Source organism: Streptomyces sp. NBC_00122, assembly GCF_045160845.1.
In the GTDB taxonomy this organism is placed as follows: Bacteria; Actinomycetota; Actinomycetes; order Streptomycetales; family Streptomycetaceae; genus Streptomyces.
This window is the reverse complement of record NZ_CP108191.1, coordinates 4,095,517-4,121,390: the sequence shown is the minus strand read 5'-3', so window position 1 is coordinate 4,121,390 and position 25,874 is coordinate 4,095,517. Positions and strand designations below refer to the sequence as shown.

The 25,874-nt window shown below is 69.9% G+C and carries 27 protein-coding genes and 2 pseudogenes; 13 read left to right on the top strand and 16 right to left on the bottom strand.

Annotated features, from left to right (window positions below):
- Positions 1-17 precede the first annotated feature (17 nt).
- Positions 18-953 (top strand): EamA family transporter, encoded by a 936-nt coding sequence (locus tag OG737_RS19745; protein WP_328927448.1) that lies wholly within the window; start codon positions 18-20, stop codon positions 951-953.
- Between the two features lie 21 nt (positions 954-974).
- Here the strand turns inward: OG737_RS19745 and OG737_RS19740 are convergent, their stop codons facing one another.
- From OG737_RS19740 to OG737_RS19725, 4 genes are all read right to left on the bottom strand, one after another.
- Positions 975-1,757, bottom strand: a complete 783-nt coding sequence (locus OG737_RS19740; RefSeq protein WP_405921821.1) for a trypsin-like serine peptidase — start codon at positions 1,755-1,757, stop codon at positions 975-977.
- 5 nt (positions 1,758-1,762) lie between these two features.
- Entirely contained in the window at positions 1,763-2,860 is a 1,098-nt protein-coding gene (locus OG737_RS19735) for an alpha/beta hydrolase-fold protein (protein WP_328927446.1), read from the bottom strand.
- 207 nt (positions 2,861-3,067) lie between these two features.
- Complete coding sequence (locus tag OG737_RS19730; protein ID WP_328927445.1) at positions 3,068-4,168, bottom strand: alpha/beta hydrolase-fold protein; 1,101 nt, start codon at positions 4,166-4,168, stop codon at positions 3,068-3,070.
- A 144-nt stretch (positions 4,169-4,312) separates the two neighbouring features.
- A complete protein-coding gene (locus tag OG737_RS19725) occupies positions 4,313-4,750 on the bottom strand; it encodes a MarR family winged helix-turn-helix transcriptional regulator (RefSeq protein ID WP_405921820.1) in 438 nt (145 codons plus the stop codon).
- A gap of 79 nt (positions 4,751-4,829) precedes the next feature.
- Between OG737_RS19725 and OG737_RS19720 the strand changes: the two genes are divergently transcribed.
- The gene (locus OG737_RS19720) at positions 4,830-5,861 is read left to right on the top strand and encodes an SMP-30/gluconolactonase/LRE family protein (RefSeq protein WP_405921819.1); all 1,032 of its coding nucleotides are present in this window, start codon (positions 4,830-4,832) and stop codon (positions 5,859-5,861) included.
- Between the two features lie 120 nt (positions 5,862-5,981).
- On the top strand, positions 5,982-6,563 hold the full coding sequence (locus OG737_RS19715; protein WP_328927442.1) for a Uma2 family endonuclease: 582 nt from the start codon (positions 5,982-5,984) through the stop codon (positions 6,561-6,563).
- 255 nt (positions 6,564-6,818) lie between these two features.
- Here the strand turns inward: OG737_RS19715 and OG737_RS19710 are convergent, their stop codons facing one another.
- Complete coding sequence (locus OG737_RS19710; RefSeq protein WP_405921818.1) at positions 6,819-8,171, bottom strand: PQQ-binding-like beta-propeller repeat protein; 1,353 nt, start codon at positions 8,169-8,171, stop codon at positions 6,819-6,821.
- A gap of 220 nt (positions 8,172-8,391) precedes the next feature.
- Here OG737_RS19710 and OG737_RS19705 point away from each other — a divergent pair.
- A pseudogene (locus OG737_RS19705) lies at positions 8,392-8,493 on the top strand (type II toxin-antitoxin system RelE/ParE family toxin); the annotation flags it as partial.
- An 897-nt stretch (positions 8,494-9,390) separates the two neighbouring features.
- On the opposite strand, the pseudogene OG737_RS19700 reads toward OG737_RS19705, so the two are convergent.
- A pseudogene (locus OG737_RS19700) lies at positions 9,391-9,699 on the bottom strand (hypothetical protein); the annotation flags it as partial.
- A 54-nt stretch (positions 9,700-9,753) separates the two neighbouring features.
- Here OG737_RS19700 and OG737_RS19695 point away from each other — a divergent pair.
- Together OG737_RS19695 and OG737_RS19690 are read left to right on the top strand one after the other, a co-directional pair.
- On the top strand, positions 9,754-10,023 hold the full coding sequence (locus OG737_RS19695) for a type II toxin-antitoxin system Phd/YefM family antitoxin (RefSeq protein WP_328927440.1): 270 nt from the start codon (positions 9,754-9,756) through the stop codon (positions 10,021-10,023).
- A complete protein-coding gene (locus tag OG737_RS19690) occupies positions 10,016-10,279 on the top strand; it encodes a type II toxin-antitoxin system RelE/ParE family toxin (RefSeq protein ID WP_405921817.1) in 264 nt (87 codons plus the stop codon). The genes OG737_RS19695 and OG737_RS19690 overlap by 8 nt, the downstream gene beginning before the upstream one ends.
- 84 nt (positions 10,280-10,363) lie before the next feature.
- On the opposite strand, the gene ychF is transcribed toward OG737_RS19690, so the two are convergent.
- Positions 10,364-11,452, bottom strand: a complete 1,089-nt coding sequence (ychF, locus tag OG737_RS19685) for a redox-regulated ATPase YchF (protein WP_328927439.1) — start codon at positions 11,450-11,452, stop codon at positions 10,364-10,366.
- Between the two features lie 213 nt (positions 11,453-11,665).
- Here ychF and OG737_RS19680 point away from each other — a divergent pair, with 213 nt between their 5' ends.
- Positions 11,666-12,103 carry a DUF6542 domain-containing protein gene (locus OG737_RS19680; RefSeq protein ID WP_328927438.1) on the top strand — a complete coding sequence of 146 codons (438 nt, stop codon included), beginning with the start codon at positions 11,666-11,668 and terminating at the stop codon, positions 12,101-12,103.
- Between the two features lie 17 nt (positions 12,104-12,120).
- Here the strand turns inward: OG737_RS19680 and ppgK are convergent, their stop codons facing one another.
- Both ppgK and OG737_RS19670 read right to left on the bottom strand, forming a co-directional pair.
- Positions 12,121-12,870, bottom strand: coding sequence for a polyphosphate--glucose phosphotransferase (gene ppgK / locus OG737_RS19675; protein WP_405921816.1), 750 nt, complete (start codon positions 12,868-12,870; stop codon positions 12,121-12,123).
- 21 nt (positions 12,871-12,891) lie between these two features.
- The gene (locus OG737_RS19670; protein WP_405921815.1) at positions 12,892-13,887 is read right to left on the bottom strand and encodes a 4-hydroxy-3-methylbut-2-enyl diphosphate reductase; all 996 of its coding nucleotides are present in this window, start codon (positions 13,885-13,887) and stop codon (positions 12,892-12,894) included.
- 104 nt (positions 13,888-13,991) lie between these two features.
- Between OG737_RS19670 and OG737_RS19665 the strand changes: the two genes are divergently transcribed.
- The 4 genes from OG737_RS19665 (at position 13,992) to OG737_RS19650 (ending at position 17,713) form a co-directional block, all read left to right on the top strand.
- On the top strand, positions 13,992-15,389 hold the full coding sequence (locus OG737_RS19665; protein ID WP_405921814.1) for an APC family permease: 1,398 nt from the start codon (positions 13,992-13,994) through the stop codon (positions 15,387-15,389).
- Positions 15,390-15,508: 119 nt separating this feature from the next.
- Positions 15,509-16,723: an exodeoxyribonuclease VII large subunit gene (gene xseA / locus OG737_RS19660; protein WP_328927434.1), complete on the top strand. Its 1,215-nt coding sequence runs from the start codon at positions 15,509-15,511 to the stop codon at positions 16,721-16,723.
- A gap of 74 nt (positions 16,724-16,797) precedes the next feature.
- Positions 16,798-17,025, top strand: coding sequence for an exodeoxyribonuclease VII small subunit (locus OG737_RS19655; RefSeq protein ID WP_328927433.1), 228 nt, complete (start codon positions 16,798-16,800; stop codon positions 17,023-17,025).
- 97 nt (positions 17,026-17,122) lie between these two features.
- Positions 17,123-17,713, top strand: coding sequence for a malonic semialdehyde reductase (locus OG737_RS19650; protein ID WP_405678711.1), 591 nt, complete (start codon positions 17,123-17,125; stop codon positions 17,711-17,713).
- A gap of 100 nt (positions 17,714-17,813) precedes the next feature.
- Here OG737_RS19650 and OG737_RS19645 read toward each other — a convergent pair whose 3' ends face one another.
- Complete coding sequence (locus OG737_RS19645) at positions 17,814-18,350, bottom strand: DUF4245 domain-containing protein (protein ID WP_405681369.1); 537 nt, start codon at positions 18,348-18,350, stop codon at positions 17,814-17,816.
- A gap of 225 nt (positions 18,351-18,575) precedes the next feature.
- Between OG737_RS19645 and glpX the strand changes: the two genes are divergently transcribed.
- Positions 18,576-19,607, top strand: coding sequence for a class II fructose-bisphosphatase (glpX, locus tag OG737_RS19640; protein ID WP_328927431.1), 1,032 nt, complete (start codon positions 18,576-18,578; stop codon positions 19,605-19,607).
- Between the two features lie 127 nt (positions 19,608-19,734).
- Here glpX and OG737_RS19635 read toward each other — a convergent pair whose 3' ends face one another.
- The 3 genes from OG737_RS19635 to OG737_RS19625 all read right to left on the bottom strand — a co-directional run bounded on the left by OG737_RS19635 (position 19,735) and on the right by OG737_RS19625 (position 21,596).
- Positions 19,735-20,133, bottom strand: coding sequence for a WhiB family transcriptional regulator (locus tag OG737_RS19635; RefSeq protein WP_388570232.1), 399 nt, complete (start codon positions 20,131-20,133; stop codon positions 19,735-19,737).
- A gap of 132 nt (positions 20,134-20,265) precedes the next feature.
- Complete coding sequence (locus OG737_RS19630; RefSeq protein WP_405921813.1) at positions 20,266-20,865, bottom strand: TIGR03086 family metal-binding protein; 600 nt, start codon at positions 20,863-20,865, stop codon at positions 20,266-20,268.
- 62 nt (positions 20,866-20,927) lie between these two features.
- On the bottom strand, positions 20,928-21,596 hold the full coding sequence (locus OG737_RS19625; RefSeq protein ID WP_405678716.1) for a DUF1707 domain-containing protein: 669 nt from the start codon (positions 21,594-21,596) through the stop codon (positions 20,928-20,930).
- A gap of 148 nt (positions 21,597-21,744) precedes the next feature.
- On the opposite strand from OG737_RS19625, the gene OG737_RS19620 reads away from it, so the two are divergent.
- Positions 21,745-23,424, top strand: a complete 1,680-nt coding sequence (locus tag OG737_RS19620) for a fumarate hydratase (RefSeq protein WP_328927428.1) — start codon at positions 21,745-21,747, stop codon at positions 23,422-23,424.
- Between the two features lie 92 nt (positions 23,425-23,516).
- Here the strand turns inward: OG737_RS19620 and OG737_RS19615 are convergent, their stop codons facing one another.
- Genes OG737_RS19615 through OG737_RS19605 form a run of 3 tightly spaced genes read right to left on the bottom strand, consistent with a single transcriptional unit; the run spans position 23,517 to position 25,121 of the window.
- Entirely contained in the window at positions 23,517-24,365 is an 849-nt protein-coding gene (locus OG737_RS19615) for a helix-turn-helix domain-containing protein (RefSeq protein WP_405921812.1), read from the bottom strand.
- 14 nt (positions 24,366-24,379) lie between these two features.
- The gene (locus tag OG737_RS19610; RefSeq protein WP_405921811.1) at positions 24,380-24,895 is read right to left on the bottom strand and encodes a DUF6879 family protein; all 516 of its coding nucleotides are present in this window, start codon (positions 24,893-24,895) and stop codon (positions 24,380-24,382) included.
- Complete coding sequence (locus OG737_RS19605) at positions 24,867-25,121, bottom strand: hypothetical protein (RefSeq protein ID WP_405921810.1); 255 nt, start codon at positions 25,119-25,121, stop codon at positions 24,867-24,869. Before OG737_RS19605 ends, OG737_RS19610 begins: the two co-directional genes overlap by 29 nt.
- Positions 25,122-25,874 lie beyond the last annotated feature (753 nt).

The following is a 25,874-nucleotide window of genomic DNA, read 5'->3' as shown; positions in this document are numbered from 1 at the left end:
CTGAGAGGATCCCGTCCATGCGCATATCGACCCCGGTGGAGCCCGAGCCGACGGCCACCCGGCACCGCAAGATCACCGGCGCCGTGTGGACGGCCCTCCTCCTCGTCTACGTCGTCTGGGGCTCGACCTACCTCGGCATCCGGATCGTCGTCGAGACCATGCCGCCCTTCCTCTCCGCCGGAGCCCGCTTCATCACCGCCGGCCTGCTCCTGACCGCCGCCGTCGCCTGGCGGTACGGACCGGCCGCGCTCAGGGCCACCCGCGCCCAGCTCGGCTCCGCGGTCCTGGTCGGCCTGCTGCTGATCCTCGGCGGCAACGGCCTGGTGGTCCTCGCCGAGACCTCCGTGCCGTCCGGGCTGGCCGCGCTGCTGGTGGCGGCGGTGCCGATGTGGGTGGTGGTGCTGCGGGCGAGCACCGGGGACCGGCCGCAGCTGCGCACCCTGGGCGGGGTCCTGGTCGGCATGGCCGGGCTCGCGGTGCTGACCAGCCCGGGGCTGAGCGGAGCGGTACGGCTGTCCGGGGTACTGATGGTGGTGGGCGCGTCGCTGCTGTGGTCGCTGGGCTCGTTCTCGGCGTCGAAGCTGAGCCTGCCGGGCAATCCCTTCACGGGCAGCGCGTACCAGATGCTGGCGGGCGGGCTGGCCGGGGTACTGGTCGGCCTGCTGCGCGGCGAGCACCGCGGCCTGGACCCGGCGGCCTTCTCCACCGCCTCCTGGCTGGCCCTCGGCTACCTGGTCGTCTGCGGCTCGCTCGTCGGCTTCACGGCGTACGTGTGGCTGCTCCAGGCCGCGCCGCTGTCGCTGGTGTCCACGTACGCGTACGTCAATCCGGTGGTGGCCGTCGCGCTCGGCGCGCTGATCCTCGACGAGGCCCTGACCTGGCCGATCCTGCTCGGCGGCGCGATCGTCGTGGCGGCGGTGGGCGTGATCGTCAGTACGGAGCGCAAGAAGTAGGGCGGCACCCGGAGCCGGCGCTCAGCCCCGCGCGGCCCGCTCGTACAGCGCCTTCGCGCGCTCGTCGAACAGCGCGGCCGTGGAGTCCACGTCCGTGTCCCCGCCGCTCAGCACCCCGATGAGCCGACCGGGCCGGACCGGGCCGCCCCGGTCGGCGATCCAGGGGCTGCCGCTGGTCCCCGTCCAGAACCCGGCGCAGCTGATGTACAGCATGTCGGGGTCGTCCTCGTCGTGGCGGGTCTGCGTCGTGCAGGAGACGGGCTTGTTCTGCGGGTTGTGCTCGGACTCCGGATAGCCGACGACCGTCACCTCGCGCTGGTAGCCGGAGGTCCACTCGGGCGTCGGGGCCTCGTTGCGGCCGCCCACGGCCTCCTGGACGCTGCGCCCGTCGTCGTCCGGGGCGATGGTGAGGAAGGCGAAGTCGGCGGTTTCCTCGCCCCACTTCGTCCAGCGCTCGTCCACGTGGATCGAGCTGACCTTCCACACCCCCAGCGGGTGGCTGCCGGAGCCCTCGCCGGAGAAGGCCGGGGCGAAGGCGAGCTCGCCGATGGCATGGCCGTCGTGGGCGACCTCGCCCGGCCGGCCGTCCTCGCCGGCCGGGGCCACGCAATGCGCGGCGGTGGCGACGACATTGCCCTTCGGGCTGTCGACGACACTCGCCGTACACCAGTGCTCGCCGTTGGCCGTGAGTACGCCGACGGTGGGGAAGGGGTGCACCGGGCGGTCGCCGGGCGCCTTGAGGTACGCGACGGCGAACACCATCGCGATCCCCGCGGCGGCGGCCGCCGATGCCCCCTTCACCACCTGGCTCACCGCACGCCGGGGTCGGGTGTCGGTGCCAGCATCTGCTTGCTGATCCACGCCAGTGCGCCGTCCCTCATGCCGCGTACGTACGACTTTCCGTTGTGCTCACCATCCTGGATCACCTGCAGCGTGGTGTGCACGGGGCCCTTGCCGTAGTCCTTCATGAACTGCTCGGCCTTCTCCCGGCCGCTCTCGGCGGTGCCGATCTGGAAGTTGACGTAGACGTCCGGACCGCCGTTCTTGATCAGCTTCTCGGCGAGCTTCTCCGGGTTGTTCTCGTCCATGGCCTGCGTGTTTCCCTTCCACAGCGGGGAGTCGGGGACGATGTCGACGCCGCTCGCGATGGCCGCCTTGAAGCGGTCGGGGTACTTCAGGAGGTGCTTGAAGGCGCCGAATCCACCGGCGGACGAGCCCATGAAGGCCCACCCGTCGCGGGAGGTGAAGGTGCGGAAATTGGCCTTCGTGAAATCAGGGATGTCTTCGACCATCCAGGTGCCCATCTTGGGCTCTCCGGGGATGTCCGAGGCGTCGAAGTGATGCTTGGTGTCGGCATTGTGCACCGGCATGATCAGGATGAAGGGCAAGCTGGTGCCGGCCTTCGCCCCGTCGCTCACGGCCTTCTGGAGGCCGAGGCCGGGGCCCGTACCCCAGTAGTTCGTGGGGTAGCCGCGGCCACCGGGCAGGGAGATCAGGACAGGGAAGGCGCTCTTGGCGTACCTCGGGTCGTCGTACTCCTTCGGCACCCACACCCACACGTCACCCGTGAAGCCGGACTTCGCCCCGGTGAGCGTGGTCCGGGCGATCTGGGTGCCGTCCGGAAGCCGGCTGGTACGGATGAACGCGGCCTTGGGGCCGGTGGGCATGCGTACGCCCGGGCGGATGTCGGAGGCCTTCGCGGCCTTCTGCTTGACGTCGGAATCGACCTTCCCGAAGGACACCGGATCCCCTATGTCCGAGAAGAGGCCGTACTTGTACGCGGCCGCGCCGCCACCGGCCACGAGGGTGAGCGCGAGCCCACCGCCGATCAGAATCAGGCGCAGGCGCTTGGGGCGACGGCCGCCCTTGGTCGTGGGGCTGCCGTCGCCTTGCTGGTCATGCTGCACGGATTTGTCCCGTTCCTTCTCCGGCGCTCACTGGGAGCGCGGGTCGGACCGATCGGTCCCCCTTACACCCTTTACAGAGGTATGAACGACGGGATGGGTTGCCTGGGACGGGGGTGACGTGGTGAGCACCACGTGGCGCCCATCACGTGCCGTGCGCGCCGGGGGTACGGGGCCGTACGCGCCTCGGTACGGGCCTCGGTGCGGGCGTCAGCCGGCGGTGTCGGGCTTGGGGGCCTTGAGCACCTTGCTGATCGACTCCAGGGAGCCTTCCTTCATGCCCCGCACGTAGTGCCAGCCGTTGTGCTCGCCGTTCTGGATGTCGCGGATGGTGATCTTGACCGGGCCCTTGCCGTACTGCTGCTGGAACTTCACCATGCGCTCCTTCCCGGTCTCCTTGGTGCCGATCTGGAAGTTGATGTAGACCTCGGGCCCGTTGGCCTCGATCAGCTTCTTGGCGAGGTTCTCCGGGTTGTTGGCGTCCATCTCCGCCTGGTGACCCCTCCAGAGCGGGGAGTCGGGGACGATCTCGCCGCCGCTGGCGATCACGGCCTTGAACCGGTCCGGGTACTGCAGGACCGTCTTCATCCCGACGAAGGCGCCGGAGGAGGAACCCATGAAGGCCCAGCCGTCACGGGACTTGTACGTACGGAAGTTGGCCTTGGCGAAGTCCGGGACGTCCTCGGCGATCCAGGTGCCCATCTTGGGCTGGCCGGGGATGTCGGCGCCGTCGTAGTAGTACTTGTTGTCCGGGTTGAGCACCGGCATGACCACGACGAAGGGGAGGCTGGTACCGGCCTGCACGCCCTCGCTGATGGCCTTCTGGAGGCCGAGGCTGCGGTCGGACCAGTAGTTGGCCGGGAAGCCGTTGCCGCCGGGGAGCGCGATGAGCACCGGGAAACCGCTCTTGGCGTACTTCGGGTCGTCGTACTCCTTGGGCGCCCACACCCACACGTCACCCGTGAAGCCGGACTTCGCGCCCGCGAGGCGGGTCTTGGCGATGATCGTGCCGTCGTCGAGCTTGGTGGTCTGCTTGAAGTCGGCCTTCGGGCCCGTCGGCATGAGCACGTCCGGGTCGCCGGAGGGCTTGGGCGACGGGGACCCGCTCGGGGAGGCGGCCTGCTGTTCCGCGACGGGGGCCGGCGCGGGCTTGCCGAAGCTCACCTTCTCACCGTTGCCGGAGAACCAGTCCAGCTTCCAGGCGGCGAAGCCACCGCCACCGCCGAGCAGGACCACGAGGGCGACCACCGCGCTGATCCATATTCGACGGCGGGAGCGCTTGGGCTGCGGGCGCTGCGGATACTCGTGCACGAACTTCGCTCCGAACGATCATGGCTGCCCCGGGGGCGGGGCAGAACGGCTGGGCATCCCTAGGGGGTGGGATGCACGAATCCCCCGGACAGTTCCAAATCCGAGCAAAAACATTGCGGGGCGCTCGGCGGAACGAGGGGCGTCTCAACGCTGGCCGTCGAGCACCTCCGCGCACCGGCCGAGCAGCTGGACGAGCTGCTCCCGCTCCTCCGCGGTGAACTCCGCCGCGAGCGCCCGCTCCACCCGCACCGCGCCGGAATCGGCCAGCTCCAGCGCCGCGCGCCCCTCGTCGGTGAGCCGGGTCTCCAGCACGTTGCGGTGCCACTCGTGCGGGGTCCGCTCGATGAACCCGCGCTCCTGGAGGTTCTTCAGGACGGTGTTCATGGTCGGCGGGGTCACCCCGCACAGCCGCGCGAGCGCGGCGGCGGAGATGCCGGGCTTCTCGTCCAGCCAGAGCAGCGCGGCGTACTGCGGAACCGTCACCGCGGCCGGCTTGCACGCTGCGCTCTTCGCCGCGAGAAGTGCCTGCTCGGCGCGCTTGAGGTGCGCGCCGATGCGCTCCGTGGGGGCCATCGAGGTCATTCCCGCATCCTACGGCCCTTGCATGCATTAGAGCTCTAATCTACATTCGCCTTCACCTACTCAGTAGAGGACACACACGATGACGCACTCGACGAAGCGCCGGCAGCGGATCCCGGCCACGGCGATGGCCCTGACGGCAGCCCTGGCGGCTGGGGCGCTCGCGAACGGAGCGGTCCCCGCCCAGGCCCAGGCCCAGCCCCGCGCCACTGACGTCCGTGCATCCATATCCACGACATCCATATCCACGGCCTTCACGCTGCCCGGCGCGAAGGTCTACCCGGAGGGCATCGCCACGGACCCCCGTACCCACACGGTCTACGTGGGCTCGTACGCGGACGGCACCGTCTACCGCGCCCGTCCCGGCCGGCCCGAGGCCGAGGTGTTCCTGCCCTCCGGCGCCGACGGCCGCCACACGGCGAACGGCTTGCGCGTGGACGCCCGGGGCCGTCTGTGGGTCACGGACTCCACCACCGGCGTCTCCGTCTACGACACCGCGACCGGGACCCGCCTGGCCCACTTCGAGGTCGGCGGAACCTCCCCCCGCTTCGTCAACGACCTGACCATCACCCCGGACGGCACCGCCTACCTGACGGACAGCCTCCGCGGGGTGGTCTACCGCGTGACCCCGGCCCAGCTGACCGTCGGCAGCGGCACCCTGACCGAGGCGTACGACCTCACTCCCGCGCTGCGTCCCCGGACCGCAGGCCCGTTCAGCCTGAACGGCATCGTCTCGGACCGGTCCGGCCGCTACCTGCTCACCGTCGACATGCCCGCGGGCGACCTCTACCGCGTCGACCTGCGCACCGGCGCCGTCCGCCGCGTCGACCTGGGCGGCGCCGACCTGAAGGCCGCCGACGGCCTCGACCTCTCCCCCGACGGCACCCTGCGCGTGGCGCACAACACCACCAACACCCTGACCCGCTGGCGGCTCAGCCAGGACGGCACCCGCGCCCGCCTGCTCCACACGGTCACGGACCCGTCCCTGCAGATCCCCACGACACTGGCCCACACCGCGGGCCGCACCCTGGTGGTCCGCTCCCAGTTCGACAAGATGCCCCCGGGCCCGGACACCCCCACCACATTCACGATCGCCTCGGTCCACGGCCTGTAGCCGATGTCCGGTTCACCGGGCGGCGAGGCGGCCCCAAGCATCCCGACGACACCCGTGCGCCGAGTGTGGATCAGCAGCGCAACGCCCCTCCGCGACGGCCGCGATCGCTAGGGTTGGCTCATGACGGAACTGCCCGACTGGATGCGCCCGCCGCGCGCGGAAGGCTGGTTCGCGGAGGACCTGGACCGCCTCCCGCAAGCGCCGCGCCACACCGAGCTGATCGACGGAGCCCTCGTCTTCATGATGTCGCCTCAACGGTCGTGGCACGGCCGCCTCGTCACGAATCTCACGGTGGCACTCATGGCCCAAGCCCCCGACGGCATCGAAGTCGAGCGGGAGATGACCATCCGCCTCGACGCCCGTAACCGTCCAGAGCCAGGCCTGCTCCTGACCACCGCCCCCTACGACGCCAACCGCACCTGGTACGCCCCGAACGACGTCCCGCTCGTCATCGAGGTCGTCTCCCCCGGATCCGCCCACCGTGACCGCACGGTCAAACTCCGGAAGTACGCGGAGGCCGGCATCCCGCACTACTGGTGCATCGACGACGAGGACGGCGCACCCGTCGTCCACGCCTACGAGCTCGACGAACCGACCGGCGCCTACGCGCCCGCCGGCATCTTCCGCGGCTCCCTCCAGCGTCCGGTGCCCTTCGAGATCAACCTCGATCTGGACAAGCTCGCGCCGCCCCGAAGCAGCTGAAAAGTCAGCACGGGAATGCAGAAGGAGCCGGACCCGTCAGGGTCCGGCCCCCTTCCGACCTGCGCACTTACAGTTGAAGCGGACCGTCCCATGCAGAGCCATGACCTGTGGAAACGTCGCCTCACAGGGGCCGATCCTGACGTGCAGCGGAGCCGCAGGCAGCGCCCTCATCAGGCATTGGACGACGGGGCCTGCCCGTCGTCCAATGGCGGTGGCACGCGGGGCGCGAGCAGAAGCGTCAGAACGGGGTGACCGTCAGACGGGCTGGGTGGCGAAGGCGAAGAAGCCGTCAGCGCTGCGGACGATGGCGTACCCGTTCGCCGTGAACTGCGGCAATTCCTCGATCTCGGCGGTCAGCAGCTTCTTGTCCCGGACGTCGAAGGCAGCCTTCTTGCCGCCCTCCAGGTACGCGTAGAGGACGCCGTTGCCCGGAAGGGCCTGCGGCGTGATGTTCTTCTCGTCCTTCGCCTGGTGCCACAGCTCCTTGCCGGTCTCCGTGTTCCAGGCGACGGCGCCCTTGCCGTACTGGACGACGGCGGTCTTGCCGTCGGGGGAGACGGCGTAGCCGTCGTCTTCGATGGTGCCGTTGGTGTCGATGCCCGGGCCCTCGGCGATCCGGCGACCGGTCTTGAGGTCGATCGACGTCAGGACCGCTTCGGACTTGCCGTACTCGGACCATTCGAGGACGGCCTCGTCGCCGTGCAGCGACGTCAGCCGCGCGGTGGTCGCCGTCTTGTCGGTGACCAGTTTGGCGATGGCTGCCGGGGGCGCGAGCTCCTTCGTGCTCCACGCCTTCTTGCCCGAGCGGATGTCCGTGGCGATCAACCAGTTGGCTGCGGGCTGGTAGGAGATGTCCGTCGTCCAGGAGTAGCCGAGGCCGGGGCCGACCTTCCCCTTGCTTTCGAGCCACGTGAAGTTGGGGGTCAGGGTCTCCCCGTCGCCGATCGGGATGAACTTGGCGTTGCCGCCGGCCGCGCTGGTGTCCACGAGGTAGCCGCCCCGGACCGGGGTGGTCAGGTGGGTCTCCCCGTCGAAGGTCGAGCTCCCCAGCTTGTCGCCGGACGGCGCGTACATGGTCAGTACGGTCTGGGTGGAGGCTTTCTTCAGGTCCGTCGCCGGCGTGTCGACGCGGGTACGTATCAGCAGTGCCGGTGACCCGTCCCGCCACTGGCTCACCTGCACGAGCCGCTCCGCCGAGTACTGCTTGGCCCCCTCCGCGGGGCTCTCGAAGTCGAATTTCTTACGCAGCTCGCCGCTCTTGGCATCGAGGAGCTGGGCGGTGAAACCGCTCGAGCCCGGGTCCCCGCTGCGGTCGCCGGTGACGATGACGGCGTCTCCCAGGGCGCAGATGCTGCGCTCCGACTTATCCCCCTTGGACGCGTCGCCCGCACAGGTCCTCGCGGCGTCAGTCGGCAGACTCCATGCCTGCTGCTTGGCCAGCCCGGCTACCGGCGCGCCCTTGTAGACCGGGCCCTTCGGGGCAGAAGATGCGGACTCCCCGGCCTTCGGCGTCTCCCCGCCGGCCTTGGCATCCGGCCCCGACCCCCCGGAGCATCCCGCGACAAGCCCCAGCGACAGTGCCATGCCGACCACTGCCGTCATACGCATGCGATTCAACTTTCCTACCCGGCTTCCCTCTTGCTTGATCGCGCCTTCGACGGGAAGCCTACTTTGATCATGGTCCGGGAGCGCGGCCGGACGGCTGCGGAGGCTCCTCGATGCGGGCGAAGCCCCCTATGCCTGCGGAGCTCTGCCGCGAACTCGCGATCGTCACCCCCGGCCGACAGGGCCACGCGTCCTACCCGCCGTTCGCCATCGCAAGGCGCGATCGCTGCGCATCCTGGCCAAGCTGACCGAGTTGGAAAGCGACCCCCTCGGCTTCAACACCACCGCACTCGTGGCCGATGCTCGAACCACCTGCCGAGTAGGGCGGGACCCGATTGCTGCTGACATTGCGTCAAAACATCCAGCACCCATCCAGCACGGTGCTGACGAAAGGGCCGCCCCCCCCTGAGGAGCCGACCCCTTCTCCGTCTTCGGCCAGTAGAAGGAGAGGTCGATGAACGTCGGCCTCTCATCCTCGAAGGAGTACAGGAGGGATGCGTCGATGTATGGCGTTCCCGGCGTGTGCTTCGCGGGAGACATGCCGCTGGTGGACATCACGTCCTCGTGCCCGGCCTCGCTGCCGCCGGTCCGCTGCTTGTACCAGCGGTCCACGTTCACGGTGTCCATCGACAGCTCCTTGGCCAGCTCCTTCGCGGCCCGATAGGCGTCATCGGTGCTCATCTTCGGATAAATGATGTGCACCGAGTCGACAGTGCCGGTGTCCGGGTCCGCGTCGAGTCGGAGCATGCGCTTTCCGGTGAGGTGAATTCCGCCGGAGAACGTGATGTCGTACTCGGCCGAGGAGATTTCCCAGGAACTCCGGCTCTTGCCGGACCAGTTGACGTCCGATTTGGTATGGCTGTGACTCAGGTCCCATTTCACGGAACTGGGCTCCTCCCGGGCCATGTACAGGTAACCAAGAAGAAGCAGTGCGGCCGAGACGGCCGCAAAGGTGATGACGAGGGGCCGGGCGCGGTACGGCATCCTGGATCAGCCCTTGCCGTTGAGCGTGATGCGCCGGAACTCCTTGGCGCACTCGTTCAACGGCAGGGCGATGTCCGTCGTGGTGGTAGATCTCCGAGTAGCAGGGCGGGCAGGATGGTCTTCTGCTCCCGCGCGAGGAGATCCTGGTTCCCGTCGGAGATGCGCTTGGGGTCTCCTGAATTGACCCCTTTCATGTGCCGGCAGATCTGGCATCGATCAGACCTTCCCGTTGGAGGGGTCAGGCGTACACCTTCTGGACGATGGCGTCGTTGGGGCCGAGTCCCTTTGAAGTGTCCCAGGTGGTGGGGTCGACGTCCGCCGCGATCATCGCCTTGGCCATCTGGCGGGCCATCGCCGTGTCCGAAACGTCGGCCGCGTCCGGCTTCGACTCGGCGACCGCGCTGCGGCGTGCGTACGCGTCGAACACTCGGGTCTTGTTCTTGAGCATCTCCAACAGCCGCTCGTCCACCCCGCGGGTCGGTTTGATCTGAGGCTCACAGATGATCACGACGGAGGCGGCCTGCGTGTTGAGCCCCACCCCCGGCGCCGACCGTGGCCCGAAGCTGTTGTGTACACATGGCACACTCGGTACCCTTGAGGCATGACTCAGCCGCTGCCCATAGAGTCCATCCGCGACGTACGCGCTCACTTGGCCGAGGTCGTCGAACGGGCCGACCGCGACGACGTGCCCACTGTCATCACCCGTCGCGGCAAGCAGGTCGCCGCCGTGGTCTCGATCGAGGTGCTGCGCAAGTACCAGGAGTGGGAAGAGCGCGAGATCAACCGCATCATCGACGAGCGCATGGCGAGCCCGGCCGCCGGCATCCCGATCGAGGACGTGATGAGGGAGACGCTGGCACGCAGTGAGTGAGTGCCGCACGGTGTTCCGGCCCGAGGCCCAGGCCGAGCTGCGCAAGATCCCGCGTGACATGGCGCTCCGCATCCTGGCCAAACTGACAGAGCTGGAGAGCGACCCCTTCGGCTTCAACACCACCGCACTCGTATCCCAGCCTGAGCGCCGCCGCCTACGGGTCGGCGACTACCGTGTCGTCTACACGATCGACAACGGAGAGCTGGTGGTGTGGGTCGTACACGTCGGACACCGCTCCACGGTCTACGACACGTAGCTGCTCCAGGCTCTGCGGACTGTTGCGGACAGCACAACGGCCTGACCCGTGTTCTCGCAGGTCAGGCCGCCTGTGGGTATGCGATCAGACGTTGAAGCGGAACTCCACCACGTCGCCGTCCTGCATGACGTAGTCCTTGCCCTCCATGCGGGCCTTGCCCTTCGCGCGGGCCTCGGTGACCGAGCCGCACTCGACCAGGTCCGCGAAGGAGATGACCTCGGCCTTGATGAAGCCGCGCTGGAAGTCGGTGTGGATCACGCCGGCCGCCTCCGGGGCGGTGGCGCCCTGCTTGATCGTCCAGGCGCGGGTTTCCTTCGGGCCGGCCGTCAGGTACGTCTGGAGGCCCAGCGTCGCGAAGCCGACGCGGCCGAGGGTGGCCATGCCCGGCTCGTCCTGGCCGACCGACTGGAGGAGTTCGAGGGCCTCGTCGTCCTCCAGCTCGATGAGCTCCTGCTCCAGCTTGGCGTTCAGGAAGATCGCCTCGGCCGGGGCGACCAGGGCGCGCTGCTCGTCCTTGAAGGCCTCGTCCGTCAGCTCGTCCTCGTCCACGTTGAAGACGTAGAGGAACGGCTTCGTGGTCAGCAGGTGCAGCTCGTGGAGGAGGTTGCCCTGCTCCGTGCCCTTGGTGATGCCCTTGGAGAAGAGGGTGTCGCCGGCTTCGAGGATCTTCTTGGCCTCGACGACGGCCGCGAGGACCGCGACCTTCTCCTTCTGGAGGCGGGACTCCTTCGTCAGGCGCGGCTCGGCCTTCTCGATGGACTGGAGGTCGGCGAGGATCAGCTCGGTGTTGATCGTCTCGATGTCGTCCTTCGGCGAGACCTTGCCGTCGACGTGCACGACGTTCTCGTCCTTGAAGGCACGGATGACCTGGCAGATCGCGTCCGACTCGCGGATGTTGGCCAGGAACTTGTTGCCCAGGCCCTCACCCTCCGAGGCGCCGCGCACGATGCCCGCGATGTCGACGAAGTCGACCGTCGCCGGGAGGATCTTCTGGGAGCCGAAGATGCCCGCGAGGACCGCGAGGCGCGCGTCCGGGACGCCGACGACGCCGACGTTCGGCTCGATCGTGGCGAACGGGTAGTTGGCCGCCAGCACGTCGTTCTTGGTCAGGGCGTTGAACAGGGTCGACTTGCCGACATTCGGCAGACCGACGATTCCGATCGTGAGCGACACGTTGGCGACTTCCCGTAGCTGGAGGGGGCGGCGGCCCGGAGGTGGGCCACCGGACAGTTTACTTTCCGATGAGCGGCGGTCGATGTACGCGTGTCCCCACACGGATACCGCGCTCCCCGCGCCTAGCGTGGTGGCGTGGAGCAATACAGGACGCGACCGGCCCCTCACCCCCAGCGACCCCCGGCCCAGCGGCAGGGGACACGGCCCGCGGCCGTGCCCGCCCAGGGCGGCGGCCGTCCCCTGCCCGCGCTGACCCGCCGGCTGCCCCGGCCCCGGCTGACCGGGCTCGGCGGCGGGCTGTTCGCGTGCCTCGCCATGATGCTGGCCGGCGGGATCTGCTGGCTGCTGTTCGACTCCTCGCTCTTCGTCTACGGGCTGCTCTTCGTGCCCGTCGCGGCCGCCACCGCCCTGTGGGTGCGGCCCGCCGACCTGATCACCGCCCCGATCACCGCCCCCATCGCCTTCGCCGCCGGGGTGTGGCCCGTCTCGGGCGGCTCCGGCGGCTTCGGCGGGCAGCTGATGGGGCTGGTGTCCGCCCTGTCGCTGCACGCGGGCTGGCTGTACGCGGGGACGCTGGCCGCCGCTCTGATCGCCGTGGTGCGCAAAGCCGTCCTCATCGGCAGGCGGCGCCTGCCCCGGAGAACGGCCTGACACCGCCGGTCCGGCTCCTAGGCCTTGGCCTTGGCCTTGGCCGCCATCGCCGCTCCCACGATCCCCGCGTTGTTCTGGAGCCCGGCCGGGACGATCTCGGCCCGGACGCCCTCGATCAGCGGCAGGAACTTCTCCGGCTTGCGGCTGACGCCGCCCCCGACGATGAAGAGGTCCGGGGAGAACAGCATCTCCACGTGCGCGAGGTACTTCGAGACCCGGCGCGCCCAGCGCTCCCAGGTGAGGTCCCCGTCCTCCTTGGCCTTCACCGACGCCCGCGTCTCCGCGTCGTGGCCCTTCAGCTCCAAGTGCCCGAGCTCCGTGTTCGCCACCAGCTGCCCGTCCGTGAACAGGGCGCTCCCGATGCCCGTGCCCAGGGTGAGCATGATGACCGTGCCGCCGCGGCCGCGCCCTGCCCCGTACGTCATCTCCGCGACCCCCGCCGCGTCCGCGTCGTTGAGGACCGTGACCGGCAGCCCGCCCAGCTCGCGCGTGAGCAGCGCCGCCGCGTCCACGCCGACCCATCCCTTGTCGACGTTGGCCGCCGAACGGGTGATCCCGTTCGTGACCACGCCCGGGAAGGTGACCCCGACCGGGCCCGACCAGGAGAAGGCGCGGACCACCTCCGCGACGCAGCCGGCCACCCCCTCGGGGGTGGCCGGCTGCGGTGTCAGTACTTTGTGGCGCTCCTGCGCCAGGTCGCCGCGCTCCAGGTCCACGGGCGCGCCCTTGATCCCTGAACCGCCGATGTCCACACCCATGATCTGCATGGACATACCGTACGAAAGGAGTTACTTGTCGGCGACCAGTTCCGCGGCTTCGGCGCGCAGGTCGCGGCGCAGCTCCTTCGGCAGCGAGAAGACGATCGACTCCTCGGCGGTCTTGACGATCTCCACGTCCGCGTAGCCGCGCGCCGCCAGCCACTCCAGGACCTCCTCGACCAGGACCTCCGGAACCGAGGCCCCCGAGGTCAGGCCGACCGTGGTGACGCCCTCCAGCCAGGTCTCGTCGATCTCGCTCGCGAAGTCGACCAGGTACGCGGCGCGCGCGCCCGCGTCCAGCGCGACCTCGACCAGGCGGATCGAGTTCGAGGAGTTCTTCGAGCCGACCACGATGACCAGGTCGGAGTCGGCGCCCATCACCTTCACCGCGGCCTGCCGGTTCGAGGTGGCGTAGCAGATGTCGTCGCTCGGCGGCGAGACCAGCAGCGGGAACCTGGTCTTCAGCGCGTCGACCGTCTCCATCGTCTCGTCGACCGAGAGCGTCGTCTGCGACAGCCACACGACCTTGGACTCGTCGCGCACCTCGACGGCCGCGACGTCGTCCGGGCCGTCCACGATCGTGATGTGGTCGGGAGCCTCGCCGGAGGTGCCGATGACCTCCTCGTGGCCCTCGTGGCCGATGAGGAGGATGTCGAAGTCCTCGTTCGCGTACCGGACGGCTTCCTTGTGCACCTTGGTGACCAGCGGGCACGTCGCGTCGATCGTCGCGAGCTTGCCGCGCGCCGCCTCCTCGTGCACCACCGGCGCGACGCCGTGCGCGGAGAACATCACGATGGAGCCCTCGGGCACCTCCTCCGTCCGCTCGACGAAGATGGCGCCCTTCTTCTCCAGCGTCTGGACGACGTACTTGTTGTGCACGATCTCGTGCCGGACATAGACCGGCGCGCCGTACTGCTCAAGGGCTTTCTCGACGGCGATCACGGCTCGGTCCACGCCCGCGCAGTAGCCGCGGGGCGCGGCGAGCAGGACACGGCGGGAAGCGGGAGCAGGGGCGGGAGCACTCATACGCTCCATCGTACGGGGGTCTCCAGGAGGCCGGCCGTCGGCCGTACGGCACACACTTGCGCAGAGGATCCGAACGATTGTCCCGCCTATCGCCCGGAGGACGGATGGCGTCCGCTACGGATTCCGGTATGCCGGCACCCACCGCCCTGCGGCGGAGCCTCGGCTTCCGGGACCTGGTGGTCTACGGGCTGCTCTTCATCGCTCCCATGGCCCCGGTCGGGATCTTCGGCACCCTGGACGCGAAGTCGCACGGCGCCGTGGCCCTCGTCTACCTCGTCGCGACCGTCGCCATGGCCTTCACCGCGTTCTCGTACGCCCAGATGGTGCGGGTCGCCCCGCAGGCCGGTTCGGTCTTCACCTACGCCCGCAAGGGCCTGGGCGAGGGCCCCGGCCTGATCGCCGGGTGGATGGCGATGCTCGACTACCTGCTGATCCCGGCGGTCGCGTACCTGTTCTCGGGGATCGCGATGAACGCGCTGGTGCCCGAGGTCTCCCGGTGGGTGTGGACGGCGCTGGCCGTCGTGGTCACCACGCTGCTGAACCTGTGGGGGGTACGGGCGGCCGCGCGCGTGGGCTTCGCCGTGCTGGCCATGGAGATCCTGGTGCTGCTGGTCTTCGTGGTCGCCGCGGTCACGGTCCTGGCCTGGGGCGGGGCGCGGCGCGGCTGGCTCTCCCCGCTGACCGGCGACGGCTCGCTCGGCTTCTCGGCGGCGGCCGTACTGGGCGCGGTGTCGGTCGCCGTGCTCTCGTACCTGGGCTTCGACGCGATCGTCTCCTTCGCGGAGGAGGTGACGGGGGGCTCGGAGCGAGTGGCCCGGGCGGTGCTGTTCTGCCTGGCGCTGGCCGGGGCGCTGTTCTTCGTCCAGGCCTACCTCGTGGCGCTCCTCAATCCCGTCACCGCGGCGGAGCTGGCGGCCGATCCGGGGCAGCAGGGCCCGGCCTTCTACAACGCGGTGGAGTCCTCGGTCGGCTTCTGGCTGCACGACCTGGTGGCGGTCAGCAAGGCGGTCGGGGCGGCCTTCGCGGCGCTGGCCGGGCAGGCCGCGGCCGGGCGGCTGCTGTTCGCGATGGCCCGGGAGCGGCGGCTGCCGCGCGCGTTGGCGCGGACCTCGGACGGCACTCCGCGGCCGGCCCTGCTGGTGGCGGCCGCCATCACCCTGGTCGCGGCGGTGTGGGCGGCTCGGCGCGACGACGGGCTCGGCCACCTGGTGTCCGTCGTCGACGTCGGGGCGCTGGCGGCCTTCACCCTGCTGCACGCCTCGGTGGTGGGCTGGTTCGTCGTCCAGCGCCGGGAGGGCCCGCCGAACCTGTGGAAGCACCTGGTGGCCCCGGTGCTGGGCGCGGCGGTGACCGTTGCGGTGATCGTCGAGGCCTCCTGGACGGCGCAGCTGGTGGGTGCGGTGTGGCTGGCGGCGGGGCTGTGCCTGCTCTTCGCCCAGCGCGGGCGGCGCGGGCGGCGCGGCGAAGGCGCCCCCGCGGACCGGCCCGGACGACCGGCCTGACGACCGGCCCGACGACCGCCCTGGCAACCGCCCTGACGGCCGCCACCGTCGACCGTCGGGATCCCGACACCCGCGGCGGAGCCTGAGACGCTGTCAGCGACGCCCGTTAGCCTGCGTGCATGGGACTCAATACGTCGGCCGAGGCGCCGCTGCCGGTGGGGCAGGTGTCCCGGCTCATCGGGGGCTGGATCGAGCGGCTCGGCCAGGTGTGGGTGGAGGGGCAGATCACGCAGCTCTCGCGGCGGCCGGGAGCGGGGGTGGTCTTCCTGACGCTGCGCGACCCCTCGCACGACATCTCGGTCAGCGTGACCTGCTTCCGTCAGGTCTTCGACGAGGTCGCGGACGTGGTCTCGGAGGGCGCGCGGGTCGTACTGCTGGCCAAGCCGGAGTGGTACGCCCCGCGCGGGCAGCTGTCCCTGCGGGCCACGGAGATACGGCCGGTCGGCATCGGCGAGCTGCTGGCCCGGCTGGAGCGGCTCAAGCGGTCCCTCGCCTCGGAGGGGCTGTTCGCGCTGGACCGCAAGAAGCCGCTGCCCTTCCTTCCGCAGCTGATCGGGCTGGTGGTCGGGCGGGCTTCGGCGGCCGAGCGCGACGTGCTGGAGAACGCCCGGCGGCGCTGGCCGGCGGTCCGCTTCGAGGTGCGCAACGTCGCCGTCCAGGGGGTCCACGCGGTGCCCCAGGTGATCCAGGCGGTCAAGGAGCTCGACGACCTCGACGAGGTCGACGTGATCATCGTGGCGCGCGGCGGCGGCAGCGTGGAGGACCTGCTGCCCTTCTCCGACGAGGAGGTCGTACGGGCGGTCGCGGCGGCCCGTACCCCGGTCGTCTCGGCGATCGGCCACGAGCCGGACTCGCCGCTGCTGGACCTGGTCGCCGACCTGCGGGCCTCCACGCCCACGGATGCCGCGAAGAAGGTGGTCCCGGACGTGGGCGAGGAGCTGGAGCGAGTACGCCAGCTGCAGGCCCGGGGGCTGCGCGCGGTGAACGGGCTGCTCGACCGGGAGGAGCGCGGCCTCGCGCACGCCCTCGCCCGGCCGGTCTTCGTCCACCCGCAGCGGATGGTGGAGACCCGCGAGGACGAGCTGGAGGCGCTGCTGGCGCGCGGCCGGCGGACGCTCGGGCATCTGCTGGACCGGGCCGACTCGGAGCTCGCGCACACCCTGGCCCGGGTGGTGGCGCTGTCCCCGGCCGCGACCCTGGAGCGGGGCTACGCCGTCCTGCAGCGGGCGGACGGGCACGTGGTGCGTTCGCCGGAGGAGGTCTCGGCGGACGAGGTGCTGCGCGCGCGGGTCACGGAAGGCGAGTTCTCGGTACGGGTGGTCGCGTCCGAGTAGCCCGCGGCAGGCCGCAAACACGACACACCACCGCAATCAACACGTCGCACCACACACATAGGTTGGATGAGGGAATGGCAGAGGCCGAGACGGCGCTGGGGTACGAGCAGGCGCGTGACGAGCTCATCGAGGTCGTCCGCAAGCTGGAGGCGGGCGGGACGTCCCTGGAGGACTCCCTCGCGCTCTGGGAGCGCGGCGAGGAGCTGGCGAAGGTGTGCCGGCACTGGCTGGAGGGGGCGCGGGCGCGGCTGGACTCGGCGCTCGCGGCCCGGGACTCGGCCGATCCGGCCGAGAGGGAGTGATCCCGGTCACCGGCCGGGGCATTTAGTTGAAAGTTCACCTACTTTCGCCGTAGAGTCGGGGACATCGCTTCACCCCCGTATGGAAGAAGGCTTTCCGATGTCTCTCGTTCTTGACTCCGCCGCGCAGGACCTGCTGTTCCGCGAGGCCCGCACGGCCAACTCGTTCTCCGACGAGCCGGTCACCGAGGAGCAGGTCCAGGCGATATACGACCTGGTGAAGTACGGCCCCACCGCCTTCAACCAGACCCCGCTGCGCATCACCCTGGTCCGCTCCCCCGAGGCCCGCGAGCGCCTGGTGAAGCACCTGGCCGAGGGCAACCAGGCCAAGACCGCCGCCGCCCCGCTGGTCGCGATCCTCTCCGCGGACAACGAGTTCCACGAGGAGCTCCCGCAGCTGCTGCCGCACTTCCCGCAGGCCAAGGACATGTTCTTCGCCGAGCGCCCGGTCCGTGAGCAGTCCGCCCTGCTCAACGCCGCGCTGCAGGCCGCGTACTTCATCGTCGGCGTCCGCGCCGCCGGCCTGGCCGCGGGCCCGATGACCGGCGCCGACCTCTCCGGCATCCAGAAGGAGTTCCTGGACGCCGACCACGCCCCGCTGATGATCGTCAACATCGGCAAGCCGGGCGAGGACGCCTGGTTCCCGCGCTCCCCGCGCCTGGCCTTCGACGAGGTCGTCACCACCGTCTGAGCCGACCGGGCCGGCCGAGCCGGCCCGGCACAGCGAACGGCCGCGCCCCCGGACACCGGGGGCGCGGCCGTTTCGCGTACCGCCGAAGGGGCTGCCGGCCCTACTGGCCCTGCTGGCCCTGCTGGCCCTGCTTGAACTCCAGCGCCGCCGCCATGGCGCCGAGCTGGTCGAAGGAGGCCGTCCCGGTGACCACCGTGACGTGACCCTGCTCCTGCTTCACGAGGGCGTCGTACTTCTCGCCCTCCCAGCGCTCCCACGCCGCGCCGCCGACCTGCTGGGTCTGCCCGGTGGACTTCGCCTGCTGGGTGATCTTGCCGAGGTTCTTGCCGGAGGTGTCCGTGGACTGCTCCACCGCCACGTACTGCTTGCCCGGGTCGAGGAAGCCCAGGTGCCAGGCGTTGGCGTTCTTGCGCTGGTACGACACCGAGGTCGCCCGCCACTCCGCCGGGAGCCCCACGGGGGCGGCCACGGGGTACGGGGCGGCGCGCCGGGCCGTGAGCGTCTCCACCCTGTAGTCGACCGTGTGCGTCGGATCGGCGTTCTCGTCATGTGGGATGAAGAGATAGATCCCCGCGACCACGACGCCGATCACTGCCAGCGACCGGACCATGTCCCAGATCGTCTGCTTGCCTTTCATACCTGCCACGGCACCATCGTCCCGCATCGCCGGGAGCGATCTCCGCCGGGGTGGGCCCGGGCGGTGGCGGGGCGCGCCCGCAGGGGCGCAAGATGTCCGCTCAGGCCAAACGACTGACCGATATTCCGCTCATACGTGACCCGGCCTGCTCAATATGTCGACGTACCGATAGAGTTCCAGTCACCCTCACATCCCGGCCGTCGTCGTACAGAAAGGTGCGCTCCGATGACCGAGCACAACCTGCCGCCCCAGCTCGAAGTCTCCCCCGAGGCCCCCGACCGCAACCTCGCCCTGGAACTCGTCCGGGTGACCGAGGCCGCCGCCATGGCCGCGGGCCGGTGGGTCGGACGCGGCGACAAGCTCGGCGCCGACGGCGCCGCGGTCAACGCGATGCGGACCCTGATCTCCACCGTCTCGATGAACGGCGTCGTCGTCATCGGCGAGGGCGAGAAGGACGAAGCGCCCATGCTCTTCAACGGCGAGCGGGTCGGCGACGGCACCGGTGCCGAGGTCGACATCGCCGTGGACCCGATCGACGGCACCACCCTGAACGCCAAGGGCATGCCGAACGCCATCGCCGTGCTCGCCGCCGCCGACCGCGGCACCATGTTCGACCCGTCCGCGGTCTTCTACATGGAGAAGCTCGTCACCGGCCCCGAGGCCGCCGACTTCGTCGACATCAACGCACCCGTCTCGGTGAACATCCGGCGCGTCGCCAAGGCCAAGAACATGGCCGTCGAGGACGTCACCGTGGTCATCCTGGACCGCCCCCGCCACGAGGGCATCGTCAAGGAGATCCGCGAGACCGGCGCCCGGATCAAGTTCATCTCGGACGGCGACGTCGCCGGTTCGGTCATGGCGGTGCGCGAGGGCACCGGCGTGGACCTGCTCCTGGGCATCGGCGGCACCCCCGAGGGCATCATCTCGGCCTGCGCCATCAAGTGCCTCGGCGGCACGATCCAGGGCAAGCTGTGGCCGAAGGACGAGGCCGAGCGCCAGAAGGCCATCGACGCGGGCCACGACCTGGACCGCGTGCTGCACACGGACGACCTGGTGTCCGGCGAGAACGTCTTCTTCGTCGCCACCGGCATCACGGACGGCGAGCTGCTGCGCGGCGTCCACTACCGCTCGGAGACCGCGACCACGTCCTCGCTGGTCATGCGCTCGAAGTCGGGCACGATCCGGCAGATCGACTCGACGCACCGCCTGTCGAAGCTGCGCGCGTACAGCGCGATCGACTTCGACCGCGCGCAGTAGGCGCGAAGGCGGGCACAGCGAGAGGGGCGGTCACCGTGTGCGGCGGTGACCGCCCCTCTGCCATGTCCTGTACCTCGCTGCGGGGCTGCGCGCTCCCGGCGCACGCGGCCCGGACAGGGCGGTGCCTCTAGCCCGCGGCGGCTATCGGACCGCCCCCGGGGGCTTGGTGCAGCTCCGCGGTCCTGCGCCGCATCCGCGCCAGCACCACCCGGCGCTCGGCGGCGGTGAGGCCGCCCCATACCCCGTACGGTTCGGGCTGGAGCAGGGCGTGCTCCCGGCAGGCGACCATGACCGGGCAGCGGGCGCAGACGCGCTTGGCGGCCTCCTCGCGGGAGAGCCGGGCCGCGGTGGGCTCTTTGGAGGGGGCGAAGAACAGCCCCGCCTCGTCGCGGCGGCACACCGCCTCCGCGTGCCATGGGCCGTCCTCTTCCCTCGTCGGCACCCGCGGCTTCGGCACGGCGGACGCACGCCCTTGAAGACTCTGGACGGCGGCAACCTGCAGGGACTGATGCGGCGGATGCGGCACGGTCTACTCCTGACGACGGATACGCGAGCGAGAGACGATGCACCTGTCCCTACCCGCTGTGCGGGCCCCTATGCACTGGGTGCCAGTGGGCGGCGGGGGTTCGTCCGAAACGCGCCCCTGCCCGGCAGGCCGTCACTCCCCGGGCGGCGCCCAGCCGGGATCGCGGCCCAGGAAGGCCAGCAGCGAGGCGACCGGGCCCGCGTCGCCCCCGGACCCGGCGGCCAGCGCGGGGCCGTAGGCGAAGCCGCGCAGGGGCTCGGCGAGCGCGTCGGCGGCCGGGCGCAGGGCGGCGGCGAGGGCGGGGGTCAGCGGCGGCTCCTGGCCGGTGGCGACGGCGATGTCCCAGGCGTGCACCGCCGCGTCGAGGGCGGCGGCGCCGACGGCCGTCTCGGCGGACACGGTGAACGGGGGCAGCGGGACGGCGACCTCCGCGGTCCCGGGCGCGATCCCGGCGAAGGCCTCGGCCGCGGCGGCGAGCGCCGGCTCCAGCAGCTGCGCCGGGGGCCCCGCCAGGGCACCGGAGGGCTCGAACGGGTCCTCGGACGGGCCGGGGCCGCCGGTGAGGCGGGCGGCGTACGCGAGCTGGTCGCCGGCCGCGTGCTGGAACACCTGGGTGACGTTCCACTTCTCGCACGGCGTCGGGCGCTCCCAGGCGTCGGCGGGTACCCCGATGACGGCGATGCGCAGGGCTTCGTGCGCGTGGTCGAGCAGGTCCCACTTGGATTCGGTCATGGGCCGGATCCTAGAAGCCCTACGGCCAAATACCGCTGGATCAGGGTCTATTGGCGCGGCGGTCAGCCGTCCAGCCGCTTGCGCAGCTTGTTGGCCAGATCGACCAGGCGGGCGCCGAGCTTGGGCCGCGCCTCGATGTTGCCCAGCAGCGCGAAGCCGCGGACGATCACCACCGGGGCCTGCGGGTCGGTCTCCCCCCGGCCCTCGCCGCGCACCTCGAAGTTGCCGAGGACGCCGCTGCCGTAGCCGCGCAGGGTGACGTTCTCCGGGACGAAGACCTCGACGTTGCCGAGGACGCAGGTCACGTTGATCTCCGTGACCTGCTGCTCGAAGACCGCCTCGGTGAGGTCGATGGTGATGTCGCCCATGACCGAGACCGCGCGGGTGAGCGCCGCGGGCCGCCAGCGGCCCTTGCGGGCGGAGCTGCTGCACACGGCGACGACCGTCTCCACGGGCCCGCCGGGTCCGGGAGCCGCGGCGTACGCGGGCGGGGTGCGGCCGGTGCCGGGCGCGGGGAGGTCCCGTACGAGCTCTTCCAGCCCGCCCACCGTCTTGACGGCATACAGCGAGTCCAGGCGCTCGGAGTGCTCCTCGGAGCTCAGCCGGCCCTCGGCCATGGCGTCCGCGAGGATCTGCGCGATCCGGTCCCGGTCTGCGTCGGAGGCGCGCAGCTCGGCGGCCGCAGGGGCGGGAGCCGGCGCGGGGGCGGCGGGGTGCTTTTCCAGGTCCACGGCACCCAGCATAGCGAGACACGATAGATCGCGATACGCCCACGTCGAGCCGAGTGAGCCTTACCTCACAACCACGGGCACGGCGGGAGGTTCTACGCTGGTGAACCGCGCTGCCAATTGGTCGTCAGTGCTGTCTGCCGAGTGAGGAATGGCCCCAATGCCGGAGTTCGCGTACACCGACCTGCTGCCCCTGGGCGAGGACACCACCCCCTACCGGCTGGTGACCGCCGAGGGCGTGTCCACCTTCGAGGCGGACGGCCGTACGTTCCTCAAGGTCGAGCCGGAGGCGCTGCGCAAGCTCGCCGAAGAGGCCATCCACGACATCCAGCACTTCCTGCGCCCCGCGCACCTCGCGCAGCTGCGCCGCATCATCGACGACCCCGAGGCCTCGTCGAACGACAAGTTCGTCGCGCTCGACCTCCTCAAGAACGCGAACATCGCCGCGGCCGGCGTCCTGCCGATGTGCCAGGACACGGGCACGGCGATCGTGATGGGCAAGCGCGGCCAGAACGTCCTGACCGAGGGCGGCGACGAGGCGGCCCTCTCGCGCGGCATCTACGACGCCTACACGCGCCTGAACCTGCGCTACTCGCAGATGGCGCCGATCACCATGTGGGAGGAGAAGAACACCGGCTCGAACCTGCCCGCGCAGATCGAGCTGTACGCGACCGACGGCGGCGCGTACAAGTTCCTCTTCATGGCCAAGGGCGGCGGCTCGGCGAACAAGTCCTTCCTCTACCAGGAGACCAAGGCGGTCCTCAACGAGGCCTCCATGATGAAGTTCCTGGAGGAGAAGATCCGTTCGCTCGGCACGGCGGCCTGCCCGCCGTACCACCTGGCGATCGTGGTCGGCGGCACCTCGGCCGAGCACGCGCTGAAGACCGCGAAGTACGCCTCCGCGCACTACCTGGACGAGCTGCCGCGCGAGGGTTCCCCGCTGGGCCACGGCTTCCGTGACGAGGCCCTGGAGCAGCAGGTCTTCGAGCTGACCCAGAAGATCGGCATCGGCGCGCAGTTCGGTGGCAAGTACTTCTGCCACGACGTCCGCGTCGTGCGCCTGCCGCGCCACGGCGCGTCCCTGCCGGTCGCGATCGCCGTGTCCTGCTCGGCGGACCGCCAGGCCACCGCGAAGATCACCGCCGAGGGCGTCTTCCTGGAGCAGCTGGAGACGGACCCGGCGCGCTTCCTGCCCGACACCACGGACTCCCACCTGGACGAGTCCTCGGACGTGGTCTCCGTCGACCTGAACCAGCCGATGGACGACATCCTGGCGACCCTGACCAAGCACCCGGTCAAGACCCGCCTGTCGCTGACCGGCCCGCTGGTCGTGGCGCGCGACATCGCGCACGCCAAGATCAAGGAGCTGCTGGACTCGGGCGCGGAGATGCCGCAGTACCTGAAGGACCACCCGGTCTACTACGCGGGCCCCGCGAAGACCCCCGAGGGCTACGCCTCGGGCTCCTTCGGCCCGACCACGGCCGGCCGCATGGACAGCTACGTCGAGCAGTTCCAGGCGGCGGGCGGCTCGAAGGTCATGCTGGCCAAGGGCAACCGCTCGCAGCAGGTGACGGACGCGTGCGGCACGCACGGCGGCTTCTACCTGGGCTCGATCGGCGGCCCGGCGGCCCGGCTGGCCCAGGACTGCATCAAGAAGGTCGAGGTCCTGGAGTACGAGGAGCTCGGCATGGAGGCCGTCTGGAAGATCGAGGTCGAGGACTTCCCGGCCTTCATCGTGGTCGACGACAAGGGCAACGACTTCTTCACTTCGCGTGAACCCGAGCAGCCGACGTTCACCAGCATCCCCGTCCGGGGTCCGGGCCTCGGCTGATCCCGGTAGCAACATCCGTTGAGAGCCCCTGGCATCCGCCGGGGGCTCTCTGCTTGATCTGTGGTCGCACGTCCGGCTGGATGCGACCGCTCTCAGTCCAGGGCTGCCAACGCACCCGCTACGAGGGAACGTGCCGCAGCGCCCCGCACAGCCCCTTGTGAGAGCCGGTCGAAGGCCCGGGCGTACAGCTCGACCTGACTCGGCTGAGTGAGCGTGGAAGCGGCGTCCAGCGTGTCCGCGTGCACCCTGGTGTCATCGAAGATCGTGAAGGTTGGCATGGGCCATACGGTCCGTTGCGCCGAGAACGGGATGACGCCCACGGCGACGTTCTGGAGATCCATCACCCCGAGCAGGTGACCAAGTTGGGCTGCCATGGTTTCCGGACTGCACATCCGGTACCGCAGTACGGCTTCCTCCAACACGAAGGAGAACCGTCGGGCGCCATTGTTCAGCACCGCGTTTCGTTGTATGCGGGCCGCCACGGCGTCACTCACATCGTCTGGGGTCCCCCGGAAGCCCGCGATGGACGACAGCAGAGCACCGGCGTATCCAGGTGTCTGGAGGAATCCGGGGATCACGTCCGAGACGTAGACCCGAAACACCTTGGTCTGCTGGTACAGGTCCCCCGTAGACTCTTGCAGGCGGCGGAGACCGCTCCGCTGAAGTCGTCTCCACTGAACGTGCGCATCGGCTGATTGCCTGTTTGCCGCTATCAGGTCGGGGACCTGACAGTCGGCGGAGCAGGCTCGGCACCACGCCCTGATGTCTGCGTCCGAGGGTGGTGTCTTGGCGTTCTCGATCCGGGACGACTTCGACTCTGACCAGCCGCACCTGACGGCCAGCTCCCGCCCGCTGATGCCCGCATCCCTTCGGATCTCGCGCAGACGGCCGGCGAGGTCTTCGCGGGCCTTCTGCACGCTTGAGGACGGGTGCGGGGGCATGGAGCTGGCTTTCGTCAGATCTCGTACTGGTGGTGCGGAATCGCTCGCTCCCAGACTGCTTCGAAGGCAGCGGAGCACAGCTTTACGGTCTCCGGGTCGGACGTGATCTCGTCCTCGACCACTGCTCCGTCGCCGGAGAAGTGGTGCACACGGAGGAGAGCGCCGTCGAACAGCCAGAAGTCATTTCCCGGCACGGGGATGCTCGTTGCCCGGCGGCGTGGCAGCCACCGGACTGCCTCACCCGCCGTGACGTTGGCGTGGGTGACGTAGTGCTCCCAGCGGATGTAATCCGATACCGGCTCGGAGACCACCCGGGCTCGGCGGACAGTTACGCCACGGGCCACAGTCTCCTTGATCAACTGATCGTAGGGATGCCACCAGGACTCGCGGTCCTCCCAGTTGATCCGCTCACCGCGCTTCCACGCCTCGAACCGATCAGTCGGGGCGTAGGAGTCGCGCAGCTCCAGGTGGACAGCAGATCGCTCGCACTGGCCAAGCAGCTCAGCGAAGCTGGGCACGCTCGACGGCATCACACGCCTCCCTGATCATCGGGATCATCCGGGCCGGAATCCTCACGATGGCTTCGCTGTCGGGGACCGGCCCGTTCGCGGGGCTGTTCGCCTCGCACTCCGCCTGAGTCTCGACGCTCGGCTTCCATCCCTGCAACAAGATCTCCTGAGCTTCCGCGTCCGCCCACACGGTGGGGCAGTGGTCCCGGTCCGTGTTCGGGTCGATGCCGACGAACTGTACGGCCATGGCTGGCTCCCTGGTCTAGGTGCTTGCTCGGGCTTGCAGAGCCTCTCCAAACAGCAGATACGGCGTCAATAGCGCTACCAGCCATACGAATTGGCGTGCAAGGTCATGCAAGTTTGTGGAGTCTCATTCCAGCGGCTCCCTAGGTTCGTTCCATCGACTTCGGGAGCGATCGGGAGGACGCCATGGCGGGCACCGGGCAGACGGCGGAACAGGCGTGGGAGTACGTGACCTACACGGAGAAACGTGAGACGTGCCCCGCATGCAAGAGGCCCATCCGGCTCGATCGGCCTGCCCGACGGGGGATGCTCGGACGGTCGGACGGGAATCCCGCCGTTGCCTACTGGCACACCAGCTGCGTGCCCGAGGGGGCCCGCCGGTGAGACGCGTTCTCCGGTACGCGCAGCACCGGATCATCAGGCACCCCGAAGGCCAAGTGAACGTAGCTGGGTCCTGCCAGCAGCGCGAATGCTGCTGGCAGTCGTCCGAGAGTTCCGATGTGGCCGACGTCGACCGTCAGTGCATGGCCCACACCGGACTGACCGGGCACGACACATTCGCCCGGAAGTTCACGGACGTGGCACTCGTCCTGCGGGTGGACGAGTGAAGGACGGCTCTGCGCATCCCTCACGCTTTCGTGCCGGCCTGGTCACCCTCGGGGCGGTCGCGTGGACCCTCACCGTGGCGCTGATGGTCGCCCGAGGAGCACGCGCCTGACGGCGCAGAGTCCAGCACAGACCCGCTCCTCACGGGGCG